The sequence below is a fragment of the Fulvivirga lutea genome (genome assembly GCF_017068455.1).
Taxonomy (GTDB): domain Bacteria; phylum Bacteroidota; class Bacteroidia; order Cytophagales; family Cyclobacteriaceae; genus Fulvivirga; species Fulvivirga lutea.
This window is the reverse complement of sequence record NZ_CP070608.1, coordinates 1,161,057-1,179,670: the sequence shown is the minus strand read 5'-3', so window position 1 is coordinate 1,179,670 and position 18,614 is coordinate 1,161,057. Positions and strand designations below refer to the sequence as shown.

Below are 18,614 nucleotides of genomic sequence, written 5' to 3'. Positions count from 1 at the left end.
ATTGACATTATTAAAACTACAAATAGATGAGTTTAGAAATAAAAGTTCCAGAAGTTGGTGAATCAATCACCGAAGTAACCATTGCAAGTTGGCTGAAGTCTGATGGTGATTATGTGGAGCAAGACGAAATTATTGCAGAGTTAGAGTCTGACAAAGCAACATTTGAATTACCTGCAGAAAAAGCCGGTGTTCTAAAAATTAAAGTTCAGGATGGAGAAACTGTAGATGTTGGTACTGTTATCTGCGAAATAGACACCTCTGCCAGTGGTAGTTCTGATAAGTCGGAGAAAAAGGAAGAAAAGAAAGAGTCAAAATCTTCTGATGAGAGCAAATCATCCGAAAGTTCAGAACCTGAAAAAACAGGTGAAGTTAAAGAAATGATTGTTCCAGCAGTAGGTGAATCGATTACCGAGGTTACTATTTCATCTTGGTTAAAAGAGGAAGGTGATTTCGTTGAGCTGGATGAAATTATTGCGGAAGTGGAATCTGACAAGGCTACTTTTGAGTTGCCAGCAGAAGCCAATGGAATATTAAAAATTGTAGCTCAGGAAGGTGATACCTTAGAGATTGGTGCTACTATATGTAAAATAGAAGTAATGAGTGGGGCACCCTCTTCTTCAGGCGGAGATGCCAAAAAGGAGACTAAATCAGAATCAGCAAGTGCCGGTGGAGATTCTTCTAGCTCAGATTCTTATGCAGCGGGACATGCATCGCCTGCCGCGGCCAAAATATTAAAAGAAAAGGGTATAGATCCTGGTACAGTAAAAGGTACCGGAGTTGATGGGCGTATCACAAAAGAGGATGCCGAAAATGCTCAAAAATCAGCATCTAAAACTGAATCTAAATCGGAAGAAAAAGAGGAGCAAGGATCAGCACCAGTAGCAGGATCAAGAAATCAGCGTAGAGAGAAAATGTCTTCGTTAAGAAAGACCATTTCTAAGCGTTTGGTTTCTGTGAAGAATGAAACGGCCATGCTTACCACATTTAATGAGGTAGACATGAAGCCAATTATGGACTTAAGGTCTAAATACAAAGAGCAGTTTAAAGAAAAGCATGGTGTTGGTCTTGGCTTTATGTCATTCTTTACTAAAGCTTGTTGCCAAGCACTATTAGAATGGCCTGCAGTTAACGCTGCTATCGATGGTAATGAAATGGTTTACAATGATTATTGCGACATCTCTATTGCGGTAAGTTCTCCAAAAGGCCTGGTTGTACCTGTAATTAGAAATGCAGAAAACCTAGATTTCAAAGGCATAGAAAGCGAAGTTGTAAGGCTAGCTAAAAAAGCACGCGATGGTAAATTAAGTATTGAAGAAATGCAAGGTGGAACATTTACGATTACGAATGGCGGTATTTTCGGCTCAATGCTTTCAACACCAATAATCAACGCACCCCAATCAGCAATTTTAGGAATGCATAATATCGTGGAACGACCGGTTGCTATTAATGGACAAGTGGAAATAAGACCAGTAATGTATGTTGCTTTATCTTATGATCATAGAATCATTGATGGCAAAGAGTCAGTGAGCTTCCTTGTAAGAGTGAAAGAGTTGTTGGAGGATCCAGCAAGACTTATGCTTGGCGTATAATAGTTAATAGTATTTAGTAATTGGTAGTTTGTAGTCAGACTTGTTACTAAATACAATCATTATCTAACTACTGACTACTAATTACTAACAACCAAAAAAATGCAATACGATGTAACTGTCATAGGATCTGGACCTGGTGGATATGTAGCGGCTATAAGATGTGCGCAATTAGGTTTAAAAACAGCCATCATTGAAAAATATGATACATTGGGAGGTACATGTCTTAATGTGGGTTGTATACCATCAAAAGCTCTTTTAGATAGCTCAGAGCATTATTACAATGCAGTTAATCACTTTAAAGAGCACGGTATTGATATCAATAAGCCAAAGGTCAATTTCAAACAAATGATAGATCGCAAGGCGAATGTTGTAAAACAAACTTGCGATGGTATCGATTTCTTAATGAACAAAAACAAAATAGATGTTCATCATGGAATGGGATCATTTGTTGATAAAAATACGATCAAGATTACTCCTGCCAAAGGTAAGGCTACTGAAATAACTACTGATAAGGTAATTATTGCGACAGGTTCAAAACCTTCATCTTTACCATTTGCTAAAATCGATAAGAAAAGAATTATCACCAGCACTGAGGCTCTTTCATTATCAGAAATACCAAAGCACATGATAGTTATAGGTGGTGGTGTAATTGGTATGGAGTTAGGTTCAGTATATGCCAGGATTGGCTCTGAGGTTACTGTGGTAGAGTATATGGACAGAATTATTCCAACCATGGATAGCACCATGGGTAAAGAATTGACTCGTGCATCTAAGAAAATTGGTATTGATATTAAAGTAAGCCATAAGGTTACTTCTATTGAAAATAAGGGAAAAGAGGTTATTGTAAAGGCAGAAGATAAAAAAGGAGAAACCGTTGAATTCAAAGGAGACTATTGTTTAGTAGCCATTGGAAGAAGGCCATATACAGATGGTTTAAATCTTGAAGCAGCCGGTCTTTCTACTGACGACCGTGGAAGAATTGATGTGGATGATCATTTAAGAACAAAAGTCGATAATATCTATGCAATTGGTGATGTAGTAAGAGGCGCCATGTTAGCTCACAAAGCTGAAGAAGAAGGTACTTTCGTTGCAGAAACTATCGTTGGGCAAAAGCCTCACATACATTATAAGTTAATTCCTGGCGTAGTTTATACTTGGCCGGAAGTTGCTAGTGTAGGTTATTCTGAAGAAGAATTAAAAGAAAAAGGCTCAGAGTATAAAGTAGGATCTTTCCCTTTCAAAGCATTAGGTAGAGCCCGTGCCAGTATGGATATTGATGGGGTGGTTAAAATATTAGCAGATAAAAAGACAGACGAAATACTTGGTGTACATATTATAGGTGCAAGAGCAGCAGATATGATCGCTGCTGGAGTAACGGCTATGGAATATAGAGCATCTGCAGAAGATGTTTCCAGAATGTCGCATGCCCACCCTACCTATATGGAAGCTGTGAAAGAAGCGTGCCTTGCCGCTACAGAAAATAGACCAATCCATATTTAATTCAAAGTTTTATGTTCAAAGTTCGTAGTGGCACAAACACTACGAACTTTGAACGTTGAACTTAAAAACCCCCTCACATGTCAATCACGCTCATAATAATCATTATTACAGGGTTAATAAGCTACAATGCTTTCAATAATCCAACCTTGAAGGCAAGGCTAATTTTCAACCCATATACCATTCTTAGAAACAGGGAATACCATCGATTTTTATCCTCTGGTTTTATTCATGCCGATTTTATTCACTTGCTCTTTAATATGTTCGTTCTGTGGATGTTTGGTGGCTATGTAGAACAAATATTTGCCGCCATCTACGGAACAGCCGGATATGTACTCTATGTACTTATGTATTTGATTGGAATCGTAGTATCAGACATCCCTTCATTTCTAAAACATAAGGACAGCCCGTACTATAATGCATTGGGTGCATCTGGAGGAGTATCAGCCCTGCTTTTTAGTTTTATTGTATTTAATCCAACCCAAGACCTATGTCTTTATGGCCTATTATGCTTTCCGGGTTTTATATGGGGAGCACTCTATATTATCTATTCTGTTTATATGGGCAAGCGAAAGGGAGACAATATTAACCACGATGCTCATTTGTATGGTGGCCTATTTGGAATTGCCTTTACAATTGTTGCCGTACCTGGAGTTATACCAGCATTTATTGATCAGCTGAGTACGTTCAGTTTATTCTAAAATAAAAAACCCTGACAAATCCTTAGGTTTCGTCAGGGTCTTAATTTTTTAATGGTAGTCTGTATTAGTTAACCTCTTCTACAGAAACGTATGAACGATCGTTTTTACCTTTTTTGAAGTTAACGATACCGTCTTTCAAAGCGAATAATGTATGATCTTTACCGATACCTACATTCACACCTGGGTGGTGCTTTGTTCCTCTTTGTCTAACAATGATGTTACCAGCGATAGCCGCTTGTCCACCGTATATCTTAACTCCAAGTCGTTTACTTTCCGACTCTCTACCGTTCTTCGAACTACCTACTCCTTTTTTGTGTGCCATGGTGTTCTATTATTTTTTAATTCCTTCGATTAATACTTTAGTGAAATCTTGTCTGTGACCATTTCTTTTCTTGTAGCCTTTTCTTCTTTTCTTTTTGAAGACAACTACTTTGTCACCTTTCACGTGTCCAAGAATTTTTCCTGAAACTTTTGCGCCTTTTACTAGCGGTGCGCCAACTTCGACTTTACCATCATTGTCAACCAATAATACTTTGTCGAATTCTACGGAAGCGCCTTCTTCGCCCTCCATTAAAGGAGCATAAACGAACTGGTCTTGCGTTACTTTGAACTGCTTTCCGGCTATGTCAACTATTGCGTACATTATATAACTGTTTTAAAAATAGGACTGCAAAGATAATTCAATAATGTAAAATATCAAACAACCATCTATAAAATGATTAATCATGTAGCAATTGAAGTTTTTGCTTGATTTTTAGCAAATATATCCATTTTGCTTGCTTTGCTTGCCTCTACCGCTTGCATTGCTTGTTCTATTCAACTATCTTCGTCAGAACGATAAATAATTGCTTATAACGCCTTATATGAAGTTTAACGTCCCCGAAAAGTATGCCGACCTTTACATCAAAGCATTATCTGAAAGAAAGGTTCAGCTGGAGAATCAAATAGAAAACTTTAAGCGTGAAATCCTTGAGATCGAGAACCATATAAGCAACCTTACCAGCCTTTCTATTTTTAACGAGCAACATGATTATTCCGAGTTTGAAAAGAAGAACCTGGCGTATAGTAAAAACTGGCCTTGGACACGTAAAATAGCTTATTATCAGGACTTTATAGGTAAACTCATCTCTTCTAATGAGGTAGTAGATTACATCATAGACAATGAACCAAACTTGGACAAAATGAAGGTGCGAAGTTCTGTATCCGCTGCCCTTTCTAACGGAACCCGTTCTGGTAAGTACACCAAATTCAACGATCCTACCAGCGCTTCAACCTATTACGCTCCTTCAGAATGGTTTGATAAAATGGGGCAGCCATTACTAGAATACTTGCCTCAAGACCTCAAAAAAAGGTTGTTTGAAAGATAATATTACATGTAAGATTCTATGCACATATAGATGTTGATATTGCTTGCAGCTGTGGAAAACTTTTCAATAATTTTTCATCCTCATTTAAAGCCAAATTTGGGCTAAGTCATGATTAAAGAATATCTATTAACTATCTGTTTATCTGATAGTTATGATCTTTTACACTCTTTAAATGACGCATGCTTGTTCGGCTTTGATATTATAAAACCCTTTACAATATTTGTGCAGTTGATTGATAATTATACCCTATCAATCATGACTCACAGTCCCTTGTAACTTTTTGAGTCAAATTCAAGAAAAACGAAAAATCAGAACTTAGGATTTCAACCGCTGATTTTTCTTTATGTGTAATTAAGTAAACCTGAGAGAAGAAAATGAGTGAGACAGCTACCGCAATTGAACCAATTTTACAAGAAAACGAAAACCGTTTTGTATTGTTCCCCATCAAGCATGATGACATTTGGGAATTCTATAAGAAAGCAGAAGCAAGTTTTTGGACGGCAGAAGAAATTGACTTAGGTCAAGATCTTAAAGATTGGGAAAAGATGACTGACGGTGAGCGTCATTTCATTTCTCATGTATTGGCCTTCTTTGCTGCCAGTGATGGTATAGTAAATGAAAACCTTGCTGAGCACTTTGTAGCTGAAGTTCAGTACACGGAAGCAAAATTCTTTTATGGCTTTCAGATTGCCATGGAGAACATCCACTCAGAAACGTATTCTTTATTGATCGATACGTATGTAAAAGATCCAAAGCAAAAAGATAAACTTTTCAATGCCATTGAAACAATGGACTGCGTGAAGAAAAAAGCTGATTGGGCTTTAAGATGGATCGATGAAGGAAACTTCCAGGAAAGACTAGTAGCATTTGCTGCTGTGGAGGGTATATTCTTCTCAGGTAGCTTCTGTTCAATTTTCTGGTTGAAGAAAAGAGGCTTAATGCCAGGTTTAAGTTTCTCTAATGAGTTAATCTCAAGAGATGAGGGGCTACACTGTGATTTCGCTTGTTTATTATACAATAACCATGTTGAGAACAAACTAGACGAGCAAGTAATCATCGACATCATTAAAGATGCCGTTGACATTGAAAAAGAATTTGTAACGGATGCTTTGCCTGTAAACCTAATAGGCATGAATGCGGAGCTGATGTGTCAATATATCGAGTTTGTTGCTGACAGATTATTAAATGAATTGATCGGTAAGAAGATTTACAATTCTTCGAACCCATTCGATTTCATGGAAATGATCTCGTTACAGGGCAAAACTAATTTTTTCGAGAAGAGAGTGGGCGATTACCAAAAGGCCGGAGTAATGAAAGGCAACGAGGATTCGAACAAGTTCTCTTTAGATGAAGATTTTTAATAGCTGAATTTTTTAAACTTTTTAATAACCTCCAAATCACCCCATGTTATGTTAGTAGTTAAAAGAGACGGAAGAAGGGAGTCCGTAAAGTTCGATAAGATCACCTCCCGAATAGAAAAACTATGCTATGGCCTTGATATGAACTATATCGAGCCAATAGACATCGCTAAAAAAGTAATCAATGGTATTTACGATGGTGTTACTACTGTAGAGCTGGATAACCTGGCAGCAGAAACTACCGCATCGTTAACCACCAAGCACCCAGACTTTGCTAAGCTGGCCGCGCGTATTGCTATTTCTAATCTGCACAAGGTAACGAGCAAATCGTTTAGCAATACCATGAAAAGGTTATATACCTATGTAGATCCTAAAACAGGAGAGAACGCACCGTTAATTTCGAAAGAGACGTATGGGGTGGTTAAGAAAAACGCTGCGTTGTTAGATTCTTCGATCATTTATGACAGAGATTTTAGCTACGACTATTTCGGCTTTAAAACATTAGAGAGATCGTATCTAATGAGAGCTGATGGTAAGATTGTGGAAAGACCTCAGCATTTATTAATGCGTGTGGCAGTTGGTATTCATGGGGAGGATATTGAGTCTGCAATCGAAACATACAACTTACTATCAGAAAAGTGGTTTACACATGCTACACCTACATTATTTAATGCAGGTACGCCAAAGCCACAGCTTTCTTCATGCTTCCTACTAACCATGCAGGATGATAGCATCGATGGTATTTATGATACACTGAAACAGTGCGCTAAAATATCACAGTCAGCAGGAGGTATTGGACTAAGCATACACAACATCAGAGCTACTGGCTCATACATTAAAGGTACAGGTGGCGTTTCTAACGGTATCGTGCCTATGTTAAGAAATTTTGACATGACTGCTCGTTACGTGGATCAAGGCGGTGGCAAGCGAAAAGGTAGCTTTGCCATCTATCTTGAGCCATGGCATGCAGATATCTTCCAGTTCCTTGACTTGAAGAAAAATCACGGTAAGGAAGAATTAAGAGCGAGAGATTTATTCTACGCACTATGGATTTGCGATTTATTCATGAAGCGTGTAGAAGAAAACGCTATGTGGTCTTTGTTCGACCCTAATGAGTGCCCTGGACTTTCTGATGCGTATGGTGATGAATTCGAAAAACTTTACACGAAGTACGAGAATGAGGAGAAGTACAGAAAGCAAGTGAAGGCGCAAGACCTTTGGTTTGAGATCTTAGAATCACAAATAGAGACAGGTACTCCTTATATGTTGTATAAGGATGCAGCTAACAAGAAGTCTAACCAGAAAAACTTAGGTACTATCAAGTCTTCTAACTTGTGTACTGAGATTATGGAATACACTTCTAAAGATGAAGTGGCTGTTTGTAACCTTGCTTCTATTGCACTTCCAATGTTTGTTACTGAAGATGGTGTATTCGATCATCAGAAGTTATATGAAATCACGAAAGTGATCACTAAAAACCTGAACAAGGTTATAGATATTAACTACTACCCTGTAGAGGAAGCGCGTAACTCAAACATGCGACACAGACCTATAGGAATTGGTGTTCAGGGATTGGCTGATACATTCTTAATGTTGAAAATGCCATTCGAATCTGATGAAGCGAAGCGTTTGAATGAAGATATCCACGAGACTATCTATTACGCTGCAATGACGGCTTCTATGGAGCTAGCGAAGAAAGATGGCCCTTATGAGACATTCAAAGGCTCTCCGGTATCTAAAGGCATCTTCCAGTTTGATATGTGGGGTGTTACTCCAAAATCTAACAGATGGGATTGGACAAGCCTGAAGAAAGAGGTTAGAAAAAATGGTGTGCGAAACTCATTGTTACTTGCACCTATGCCAACAGCTTCTACTTCACAGATATTAGGAAACAACGAGTGCTTTGAGCCATATACTTCTAACATCTATACAAGAAGAACATTATCTGGTGAGTTCATTATTGTGAACAAGCACTTGATGCGTGACTTAATTGAGCTTGGTCTTTGGAATGATGCAATGAAAAACAGACTGATTGAAGCAAACGGTTCTGTTCAGAGCATCCCAGAGATACCTCAGCACATTAAAGACTTGTACAAAACAGTATGGGAAATTTCTCAGAAGACCATTATTGATATGGCTGCTGACAGAGGAGCGTATATCTGCCAAAGCCAGAGTATGAATGTTCACATTCAGGATCCGAATTTTGGTAAGTTAACATCCATGCACTTCTACGCATGGAAGAAAGGATTGAAAACCGGTATGTATTACTTGAGATCTAAAGCAGCTACAAGTGCCATCCAGTTTACAGTAGAGAAAACAAAGAAAGAGCAGCCAGCTGCGGCTACAGCTGCCAACGATGATGCTGCCCTGGCCCAAAAACAAGCTGATATGGTTTGTTCATTGGATAACCCCGATGAGTGCGAGGCTTGCGGCAGTTGATCTGCCTACGCCAAGGCTTCGGCAGAGAAGGCTATTTTAATTGCTAGTTTAGTTTGAATTAACCCTGACGCCAGCTATGCTGGGTCAGGGTTTTTTTATTAATTGATTTTGCTAAGGTCATTTCGCAGTGATAACGGAGAAATCTTTGCCATAGAGCAAGTCAATCACTCAAACTGGATGTCAAAGATTTCTCCACTTCGTTACGAAATGACGTTCTAATTAGTGTTTAGCCCCCTATAATACCCATAAAACCCAAATGTCGGGTAAATGTCGGGTGAGTTGTATTTCAAATTTTTGTTCTTAATTTGACAAGCCGATAATCTTGTTCGAAAAAACAAAAATGAAACAACCCGAACTAGGTAAAAAAATTGCCGACTTACGAAAAGAACAAAATCTCACGCAAGATGAGTTGGTGGAAAAGTGTAATGTAAATGTTCGTACGCTACAACGAATTGAAGCTGGTGAAGTAACCCCACGCCCATCTACTTTACGAATTATCGTTGAGGCACTCGGTCAGGATTTCAAGCAGACTTTTGGACAAGATGATAAAGCCGGTTTTTGGCAGATGCTTTTTGTCAGTCAGCTCACTGAAAATCAGACCAAATCAATTTTACAACCAGCCTGGATAGCAGGGCTCATTTATTTCGCTTTAGGCATTGTGGAAGCAGCTGCAAGCTACCTCCTCACTAACGACTACATGAGTATTTCTCAACAAATTTTTGTAGCTGCAACCAAACTGGGTGTATTAGCGAGTTACTTTTTCTTTATGCGAGGTTTTGTAGCATTGGGTAAGTTGTTCGATAATTACCTTCTAAAAATCAGCAGTTATCTAATGGTAGCATGTTATATTATCTTAATCGCTTTTGATATTTACCATGTGATAGCCCCTTTTGATGAAACTCATTACATCATCATACAATCCACTGCGGCAGTCACTTTTGGTGCTTTGGGTATTATTTTAGGAGTAGGCTTTATTCGATTAAGGCCTGCAGCAGGAGGAATAGCCATTGTTGCCGGTATCTTTGAATTGATCATTGCGGTATTCTTTCTCACGGTGGTTGGGTCTTTTCTGGCGCTTCTTTTACTCATCCCGGCTGTAATTATAGAAGTAGTGATACTCTATAAAATGTCAGAACAGCTTTCTGTGAATTAAGCTAAACAGAGATGAAGAAATACGTAGTTTATTTCACAATTGCAGAATTGTGCTTGGCAAGTTATTTTCTGTTTGAACCGGCAGCTGCCTACAACTGGGGTTGGAATACGTTACCCAATACATTTAAACATGCTTCTGTCGAAGCTCTCGATAGTAGTTATTTTGATGCCATTAAATTCAGTAAATCTGAAGTGGATATATTTAGCGCCATGGGCATTCCTGCCCTATCTGTTGCAGTTGGAGTCGGTGATAATATTGTATGGTCAGAAGTCAGAGGATATGCCGATATTGATCAAGAAATAGCTGCTAACACTCAGACTAGTTTTAGAATTGGTAGCGTTTCAAAGGCCGTTACGAGTGTTGCGCTGGCTAAGTTAATGGATGCAGGAGCCTTGAACATCGAAGATAAGGTAACAAAATACTTACCTGATTATAAGTATAACAATGTTACGATCAAGCAGCTGGCGAGCCATACATCAGGCATTCGGAATTATGATGTCTGTTTATGCATCCCCATTTTTGAATATTACAGCAACGATGCATATGCTTCAGTAGATGAGAGTTTGGAATTGTTTGTGCAAGACCCTTTACTTTTTGAACCCGGCACTGATTTTAGCTATAGTAGTTACAACTTCACCTTATTAAGTGCTGTTTTGGAAAAAGCAGCTGATGTAAGCTTTTATGAACTAATGAAAAACGAAGTTTTTGAACCACTGGAAATGCATCAAACCACATTTGATTTCAACGATTCCATTTTTACCAACCGTGCGGAGTTTTATGAAGTTAGGGAAGGTGAATATAAAAAATCATTTGAAGTGGACAACAGTAATAAATGGGCAGGGGGAGGCATAATTTCAACGCCTACTGATTTAGTAAAAATGGGCCTTTCATTGTTAAATGAAGGCTTTATTAGCCGAGAAACATTTGAAATTATTACTACTCCTATAGCTCTTAACAATGGCGAAATAAATGAACAAAATTATGCTTTAGGTTGGCGAAAAAGTGAATTTGAGTTTGATGATATCCCAGACAAAGTAACAGTTATTCATCATGGCGGCACGGCAGTGGGTTCTACTGCGTTACTTCTTTTAGTTCCGGATTATCAGCTGACAGTGGCCATTATCATGAATAGATCAGTTCAAGACTTTCCTTTGTTTGACTTGGCTAAGCCGATTATTGGGGCGTTTGTAAATCAGATTAAGTAATTACAAAGTCATTTGCGAAATGACGTTTAAAATTAGTTTGTCACATTGAGCCTGTCGAAATGTGGCTTTACGTACCTCATGTTTCGACAAGCTCAACATGACAATAAGTATTAATTTAGAAACCCACCCCTAACCCCTCCCGGGAGGGGAATTATTACTAATTTGATGTGAAAGACTGAGAAGAAACAAACAACTTCTCAAACACGTTCAGGCTCCCTTTTTTGAAGTAGGCATCTGAGTTTAATGAAGAGTTTAAAATCACTTCATCATCGCGCATAAAGCCTTTAACAACGATACTATTCATGTTATTACCATCAATAGTTAAGGTGTAAGCAGCACCTTCCGATGGTGTGAAGTCATCCGCGAAGTCACTTTGGTTCAGCCTTCTTAATCCATTCAGATATTTCTGAACTGACGCAGAGTCAGCCTCCACTCCATTCACCTGCCATACTGAGCCAGTCGTAGCGTCTGAAACTTTATTTAATACAAAACTGCTATCACCAGCATAATCAAATTTCAAAGAGGTTAAGTTTTCTGGAGTAGTTTTTACAAATGTTTTATCTCTAAAGCTGTTAAACTCCTGGTTGTACGTGGAAGCGAGAAAGCCATCTACTGTATACACTTCTTCTTCATCGGCTAATCGCACAAATGTAGCTGCCGTTCTGGCCTGCTGGTTGAAGTTAAATTTACCAACCACTAAATTCGCCAATTCCTTATCCCCTGCATACATTTTCACTTTTGTTCCCAACGAATCATTTACTTCATACTGTGCCCATTTATCCTCTGAATTAGAAACCAACCGCTGTGGTTCCAGCTTAATCAGCGAGTTAATGATTGACTTTACACTATTTTTATCTGCATCGTCTTTTTTGGCTCCATTTGAAACAGACCATTTGCCCCCTTCTTTTATAAACTCAACAGGTTGATGGCTGTTAGCTCTGGCTTCAATCACCACCTTATTCACTGAAGCAGTGTCAAGTTCTACCAATACATCTCTAAAATTTCTATCGTTATTACTCCCTAGAAATTTGTTTCCAAAATATATAGCTAACAATACCCCGAAAACAATTAAAAGTATTTTGTTCTTACTCATAGCTCACCTCCATTCTTTTAATGCGTTGTAATCTTCTGCGTTGAGACCTAAATAACCCGTATAATATGGCTAGTACTATAGGTGCTCCAAAGTTCACCCACTTAAGTGTTGCTTTCATTCCATCTTCCAATTGGTCGATAGGTCTGGAAGACACACCTTTTGTTCTCAAGTCAATTAAACCAGTATCATCAGAAAGCCAATCGATACCGTTTACAAACAAACTCACATTATCCTCTTGCACAGGTTGAGGCTGGCCGCCACCTTTATTATTGATAGCGAAATCTCCATCACCTATTACCACCATTTTGCTCATGGTATTTCCTGCAAGGTTGCCCTCAATGGCAGCTGCTACGGTCTGCTCACCCAATGGAAAATCTTCTTCAGTCCATTTTTGCTGAATGTTAAAGTATGTAGGCGCAGTAGAAGTACCCGATTTATTCGATGAATAAGCCAAGGGCGTGTAATTCACTGTAGTATCCCCTGAAAAGGTCAACGGACTAGCAAAAGGCAAAATCACCTGCTCTAACCCTTTCGTAATCGGGTGATCAGAAAAGTTGGTTAAAATTGGTAAGTAAGGAAACTGCACGCGAGATTGAAAAGAGAAGTTTCCTTGCTGCTGCCTAACAGTAACTGCCGCACAATTGGCATCAGTTAAGAATTTATTTTCAACGATAACACCTTTACCTGATAACCAGTCATCAATACCCACATTCACAAGATTACCTGTTGCATTCTGCAAGTCGCCCTCTACCTTATTCAATGCCACCAATAACTTACCTCCTTTGGCCAGGTATGCATCCAACTTAGCCAAATGCATTGGCGGTATGGTATCTTTTGGCGCTACTAAAGCAAGTGCTTTATACTTGGCCGGAATTTCGGTAGAATCAGTGAGGGTTACATTTTCAAAATTGTACAACACAGTTAAAGCTTGTGCCGCCTGTGCCATGTCTTGCACAGTAGGTTCGCCATGCCCTTGAATTAAACCAACAGTTGGTTTATCTACAACAGAAAGTTTTTTAATGCTGGTTGTTAGCGCATATTCCATAGCCTCACCCGGCTGCATAAATGGAATCACATCTTTTTGAGTGCCCATTTCAATCACAGCCCCTAAGAAAGCCTTCTGTTGCTTCACCTGATCCTTCTCACGCACGTTAATCATAACCGGACTAATGCCAGCCTGACCTGCCTCCTGCTCTAGCTGAGGGTCTTCATTTGGGTTAATGAACTCATACACCAAATTACCATCCGAAAGGTTGGCATATTCCACCAACAAGTCTTTAAAGTCTTGTCGAGTTTGAGCTACATTCGGTGGTAGATTCTCAGAAAAATAGGCTTTTACTGTTACTGGTTCAGTAAGATTTTCAACTATATCTTCAGTTGCCTTACTTAATGTATATCTATTATTTTCTGTTAAGTCCAATCGAACGAAAAAGTCCGTGGATAGTATATTGATCAGTATTAAAATTCCGATGATCAACAAAACTGATGAGTAGTATGCTTTTCTAGTCTTCATGATCAATTAGATAAGTTTCTTTTTGCCAAATTCGATTCTGCCAGTATGATTCCTAACGCTACTATGGTTAAGAAATACACGACATCCTTTGTGTCGATTACGCCTCTTGATAGCGATTCAAAGTGTACTGAAAGGCTTAAAGTATGGAATAATTGTCCCATAAAACCTGTCAGGTTAGAAGCCAACACATTAAAAATGATATGGAAAAACAGCCCAATAAAAAGTGCTAGCAAGAATGCAACAATTTGGTTGTTGGTGATGCTGCTCGTAAATAGCCCGATGCTCACGTATGCAGCACTCATTAACAGTAAGCCTAAGTACCCACACCAAACAGCACCATAATCTACATTACCGATATTCGCTAAGGTGATGTAGTAAGGTAGGGTAAATGCAATAGCAATGGCTACCAATAGGAAGCATGCAAGGAATTTACCTATTACCACTTCTCTATCCGTTACTGCTTTGGTAAGTAATAACTCGATGGTACCTGTTTTCTTTTCTTCAGCCAACATACGCATGGTAATGGCCGGAATAAAGAAGAATAGTGTCCAGAAAGCAATGTCAAAGAAACTCTGTAGGCTTGCCTGGCCCACCAGAAATACATCTGCTCCGTAAATCCAGGTAAAAAATCCGCTAAAGCCTAAAAACAATATCAACATGATATAGGCTATCAGCGAATCAAAAAATGATTGTAATTCTCGTTTCGCTATAATCCAAATCGATCTCATTGTTATCAATTTTTGATTTATCTATAAATAATTTGATTAGGCTGTTAAGTCTCTAAAGACATCTTCCAGCTTAGTTACTGATGGCGTCATTTCAGTGATCACCCACTTATTTTTCACACATAGAGAGAATACATCTCTGGCTGTGCTCATTTCAGGCTTACTCTGAATCTCAAATCTGCCGTCACCTTTAATTTCTACTGACGCAACTGAAGGCAATTCACGAATGGCCTTTTCAATTTCCTCAGCAGAGCCATCTTCTATTTTAGTGGTTAGTAGCTCCTGACCTTTGGCTTGTTTTCTCAGAGTTTCGGCTGTTCCATCTGCAACTATTCTTCCTTTATTGATAATCAGAATTCTATCACAAGTGGCCTCCACTTCGGAAAGGATGTGGGTAGAAAGAATGACAGTCTTCTCTTTACCGATTTCTTTGATCAACTTTCTGATTTCTACAATCTGGTTAGGATCCAGACCTGTTGTAGGCTCATCAAGAATAAGTATTTCTGGGTCATGAATCATAGCCTGCGCAAGCCCCACACGTTGCCTGTATCCTTTTGATAGCTCACCAATTTTCTTGTGTTTTTCAGCGTTTAGCCCGCAGAGTTTCACCATCTCTTTTACTCTCGCAGGTACAAGGTGGTTAGGCACTCCTTGTAGCGCTGCTGAAAATTCAAGATAATCGATCACCGGCATATCATGGTAAAGCGGATTATGCTCCGGCAAATAGCCAATGTGCCTTCTTAATTTATCGCCTTGATTTTTAATGGAATTCCCACCGATGGACACATCACCACGATCTATGGCAATGTAATTGGTAATCATTTTCATGGTGGTTGTTTTTCCTGCACCGTTTGGTCCAAGAAAGCCTAGGATTTCACCTGTTTTAACCTCAAATGAAATTTCATCTACCGCCTTTTGCGGTCCGTAGGTCTTTGTCAAACTTTCAATCTTAATATCCATAAAACAGAATTTTAACCAATATGACCTTGATTTTACCCGAATTATACTTTTTATAATTCACCCTAAAGGCAGATCAAAGCATCGCTTTGTTTGGGTAGCCCAGCATGGACTAAAAAATCAGGTGCAATTATAAGGAATTGAAAAAAAATCTGTAAAGTCAGATTGGTTTTTTTAACCAGTTTTAATACTTCTTCCAGAAGCTCGGGTTAAAAAGCATCAGTACAGTGAATAGTTCCAACCTACCTAATAGCATAAGAAAGGAAAGAAGCCATTTACCAAAATCTGAGATATGAGCAAAATTGTACACCGGCCCTACTGAACCTAATCCCGGACCAATGTTGCCTAAACTGGTAGCTACTGCTCCCAATGCAGTATTAAAATCTACTCCCGTAAAGGAAATTAAAAAAACTCCTGACCCAAAAATGAGTAGGTAAATCATAACGAAGGCTAGTACATTGTAGGTAATGTCTCTGTTTACTGCCTTACCATTTAATCGAACAGGTATTACAGCTGAAGGATGCAATTGTCGCTTCATTTCCAAAAAGCTATTCTTAAACAATAGGGTATGTCTGATCACCTTTATTCCACCTGCAGTAGAACCGGCCGAAGCTCCTAAAAACATCAATAAGAAAAATATAACGGTAAGAAAGGGTGCCCAGGCAGTATAATCCGCTGTTACATAACCAGTGGTTGTAACAATAGAAACTACCTGAAACAAAGAATCTCTAAACGATTTCTCAAAGCCTTCCCATTGATCTGAAAATACAAAAAAGGCAATACATACGGAAAGAGCAATGACAATGGTAAAGTAATTTCTGAACTCTTCATTCGACCAAACTTTTGTGAATTTGCCTTTAAAGCCATAGTAAGTAATAGTAAAGTTGGTACCCGCCAGAAACATGAAAAGAATGATCACATACTGAATATACGCTGAATCATAATAGGCTATACTGGCGTTTTTGGTAGAGAACCCACCAGTAGCCATGGTCGTGAGTGAGTGATTAATGGCATCATAGAATGACATGCCTCCAAACATAAGCAGCACCATTTCAGATAGAGTTAAGCCCAAATAAATAAACCACAGTCTCTTGGCAACATCTTTAATCCTGGGCTTCATTTTATCCGGACTGATGCCCGGGGCTTCAGCAATAAACAACTGCATACCACCAATACCTAATATTGGAAGAATCGCCACCACCAGAACGATAATTCCCATACCACCTATCCATTGGGTTAGGCTTCGCCAAAATAAAATTCCCTTATCAACAGCCTCAATATCTGTTAGAATTGAAGCACCAGTGGTAGTATAACCCGATATGGTCTCAAAAAAGGCATTGGTGAAATCAGGAATAGAACCAGATATCAAATAAGGTAAGGACCCGAATACAGACATAGACAACCAGCCTAATACCACTATCAGGTAGCCATCTTTCTTTTTTAACTCGCGACTTTCGTTATTTCGTGTAAGATACCATATGGTACTGCCAAATACGGCTGTTATAAGGCCAGACAGTCCAAGAGAATAAATGGGTTCATCATAGTATATCGAGAACGGCAGGCACAATAGCATAAATACACCATTGATAACCAGGAGCATTCCTGTAAAACTTGTGATTAATTTGTAGTTGAACCTCATTCTATCTTCGGATGACTCCGAAAGGTACTTATTTTACTTAAAAAATTCTTCTACAGTTTTAATGCATCCAGGTCTGCATAAAACCACAGCCCTGTCTTTAGGTCTAAACTGGAAGTTACCCATCGTTGTGTAACCAACGCCATTACGCACTACACCGCCAATAATGGCTCCTTTAGGAAATTCCAGATTCTTAATTTCTCTTTCTGTAATCTTTGATCCGGCCTTTACAATAAACTCCAAAACCTCAGCGTCCACACCATGAATACTGGTAAGTGAAATAATATCGCCCTCTCTTATATATCGAAATATAAAATTAGCGGCAATCAACTTTTTGTTGATCATGGTATCTACACCAATGTTCTGCGATAAGTGGATATAATCGATATTCTCAACCAGGGAGATGGTTTTCTTTACATTGTGGTTCTTAGCCACCAAACATGAAATAATGTTTGTTTCAGAATTACCGGTTACGGCAATAAAAGCATCCATTTCGCTAATGCTTTCCTCCTCCAGTAACTCCACATCTCTACCATCACCATTTATTACCATTACATTCTTCAACTGATCGGCTAGCTCAAAGCATTTCTCTTTATCGCTTTCAATAAGCTTCACGTTAAATTTTCTGCTCAGGCTTTTGGCGGCATGAAATCCTACTTTACTACCACCAAGGATCATCACATTTTTAATATCCTGTTTCTTCTTTCCTGATAATTTCAGTACACTTTCCACACCATCGGGCTGTGCAATAAAGTACGCATGGTCTCCCACTGCAAATCTGTTATCACCATGTGGAATTATGGTCTGATTATCACGTAAAATGGCAACAGTAATAAAATTTTGAGATGGGTTTAAATGCGCCATCTCAATTAGTGTTTTACCATTTAAGGCGCTGGTTTCATCAATATGAACACCCACTAATGAGAGCCTACCCTCATCAAAATCGAAGGTATCTGTAATCGCTACTTCTTTTAGTAGTCTTTTAATTTCTTTGGCGGCTAATGACTCTGGGGAAATAATTTCGTCAATGCCTAAATCCTTCAGATCCAATTTCTCCTTGCTCAGCAGGTATTCCACATTTTGGATTCGGGAAACCGTTTTCTTTGCCCCTAAATGTTTGCCTATTATACATGTAGCAAGATTCGTTTCTTCTGAAGAAGTTACGGCAATTAGTAGGTCTGCAGTAGATACATCGGCTTCTTCAAGTATGGAGTAAGAAGTGGAATTCCCTTTAATAATACCAACATCCAAACTGCTGGACGCCTGTTTAAGCCTGTACGGATCTCTATCGATGAGCACGATATCCTGACCTTCATGGGCTAAAAGTTTTGCCAAGTGAAATCCTACATCTCCAGCTCCGGCTATTATTATTTTCATAGTT

At 38.8% G+C, this 18,614-nt stretch carries 16 protein-coding genes; 8 read left to right on the top strand and 8 right to left on the bottom strand.

The features are described from left to right. Positions 1-26 precede the first annotated feature (26 nt). The 3 genes from odhB to JR347_RS05405 all read left to right on the top strand — a co-directional run bounded on the left by odhB (position 27) and on the right by JR347_RS05405 (position 3,787). Positions 27-1,589 carry a 2-oxoglutarate dehydrogenase complex dihydrolipoyllysine-residue succinyltransferase gene (odhB, locus tag JR347_RS05415; protein WP_205723034.1) on the top strand — a complete coding sequence of 521 codons (1,563 nt, stop codon included), beginning with the start codon at positions 27-29 and terminating at the stop codon, positions 1,587-1,589. A 99-nt stretch (positions 1,590-1,688) separates the two neighbouring features. Continuing rightward, entirely contained in the window at positions 1,689-3,089 is a 1,401-nt protein-coding gene (gene lpdA / locus JR347_RS05410; RefSeq protein WP_205723033.1) for a dihydrolipoyl dehydrogenase, read from the top strand. A gap of 77 nt (positions 3,090-3,166) precedes the next feature. Beyond that, a complete protein-coding gene (locus tag JR347_RS05405; protein WP_205723032.1) occupies positions 3,167-3,787 on the top strand; it encodes a rhomboid family intramembrane serine protease in 621 nt (206 codons plus the stop codon). Positions 3,788-3,851: 64 nt separating this feature from the next. On the opposite strand, the gene rpmA is transcribed toward JR347_RS05405, so the two are convergent. Together rpmA and rplU are read right to left on the bottom strand one after the other, a co-directional pair. Continuing rightward, positions 3,852-4,109 carry a 50S ribosomal protein L27 gene (gene rpmA / locus JR347_RS05400; RefSeq protein ID WP_205723031.1) on the bottom strand — a complete coding sequence of 86 codons (258 nt, stop codon included), beginning with the start codon at positions 4,107-4,109 and terminating at the stop codon, positions 3,852-3,854. A 9-nt stretch (positions 4,110-4,118) separates the two neighbouring features. Continuing rightward, complete coding sequence (rplU, locus tag JR347_RS05395; protein ID WP_205723030.1) at positions 4,119-4,430, bottom strand: 50S ribosomal protein L21; 312 nt, start codon at positions 4,428-4,430, stop codon at positions 4,119-4,121. 220 nt (positions 4,431-4,650) lie between these two features. On the opposite strand from rplU, the gene JR347_RS05390 reads away from it, so the two are divergent. The 5 genes from JR347_RS05390 to JR347_RS05370 all read left to right on the top strand — a co-directional run bounded on the left by JR347_RS05390 (position 4,651) and on the right by JR347_RS05370 (position 11,309). Continuing rightward, positions 4,651-5,154, top strand: coding sequence for a hypothetical protein (locus tag JR347_RS05390; protein ID WP_205723029.1), 504 nt, complete (start codon positions 4,651-4,653; stop codon positions 5,152-5,154). A gap of 374 nt (positions 5,155-5,528) precedes the next feature. After that, complete coding sequence (locus JR347_RS05385) at positions 5,529-6,515, top strand: ribonucleoside-diphosphate reductase small subunit (protein WP_205723028.1); 987 nt, start codon at positions 5,529-5,531, stop codon at positions 6,513-6,515. Between the two features lie 48 nt (positions 6,516-6,563). Beyond that, positions 6,564-8,951: a ribonucleoside-diphosphate reductase subunit alpha gene (locus tag JR347_RS05380; protein ID WP_205723027.1), complete on the top strand. Its 2,388-nt coding sequence runs from the start codon at positions 6,564-6,566 to the stop codon at positions 8,949-8,951. 340 nt (positions 8,952-9,291) lie between these two features. After that, entirely contained in the window at positions 9,292-10,104 is an 813-nt protein-coding gene (locus JR347_RS05375; protein WP_205723026.1) for a helix-turn-helix domain-containing protein, read from the top strand. 11 nt (positions 10,105-10,115) lie between these two features. Further along, entirely contained in the window at positions 10,116-11,309 is a 1,194-nt protein-coding gene (locus JR347_RS05370) for a serine hydrolase domain-containing protein (protein WP_205723025.1), read from the top strand. A 157-nt stretch (positions 11,310-11,466) separates the two neighbouring features. On the opposite strand, the gene JR347_RS05365 is transcribed toward JR347_RS05370, so the two are convergent. From JR347_RS05365 to trkA, 6 genes are all read right to left on the bottom strand, one after another. Next, positions 11,467-12,402, bottom strand: a complete 936-nt coding sequence (locus JR347_RS05365; protein WP_205723024.1) for a DUF4340 domain-containing protein — start codon at positions 12,400-12,402, stop codon at positions 11,467-11,469. Beyond that, on the bottom strand, positions 12,395-13,915 hold the full coding sequence (locus tag JR347_RS05360) for a GldG family protein (protein ID WP_205723023.1): 1,521 nt from the start codon (positions 13,913-13,915) through the stop codon (positions 12,395-12,397). Before JR347_RS05360 ends, JR347_RS05365 begins: the two co-directional genes overlap by 8 nt. Before the next feature lie 2 nt (positions 13,916-13,917). Next, complete coding sequence (locus JR347_RS05355; protein WP_205723022.1) at positions 13,918-14,643, bottom strand: ABC transporter permease subunit; 726 nt, start codon at positions 14,641-14,643, stop codon at positions 13,918-13,920. Between the two features lie 36 nt (positions 14,644-14,679). Then, the gene (locus JR347_RS05350; protein ID WP_205723021.1) at positions 14,680-15,600 is read right to left on the bottom strand and encodes an ATP-binding cassette domain-containing protein; all 921 of its coding nucleotides are present in this window, start codon (positions 15,598-15,600) and stop codon (positions 14,680-14,682) included. Between the two features lie 181 nt (positions 15,601-15,781). After that, positions 15,782-17,236 carry a TrkH family potassium uptake protein gene (locus JR347_RS05345; RefSeq protein WP_205723020.1) on the bottom strand — a complete coding sequence of 485 codons (1,455 nt, stop codon included), beginning with the start codon at positions 17,234-17,236 and terminating at the stop codon, positions 15,782-15,784. Positions 17,237-17,269: 33 nt separating this feature from the next. Continuing rightward, positions 17,270-18,610: a Trk system potassium transporter TrkA gene (gene trkA / locus JR347_RS05340; RefSeq protein ID WP_205723019.1), complete on the bottom strand. Its 1,341-nt coding sequence runs from the start codon at positions 18,608-18,610 to the stop codon at positions 17,270-17,272. Positions 18,611-18,614: the final 4 nt, after the last annotated feature.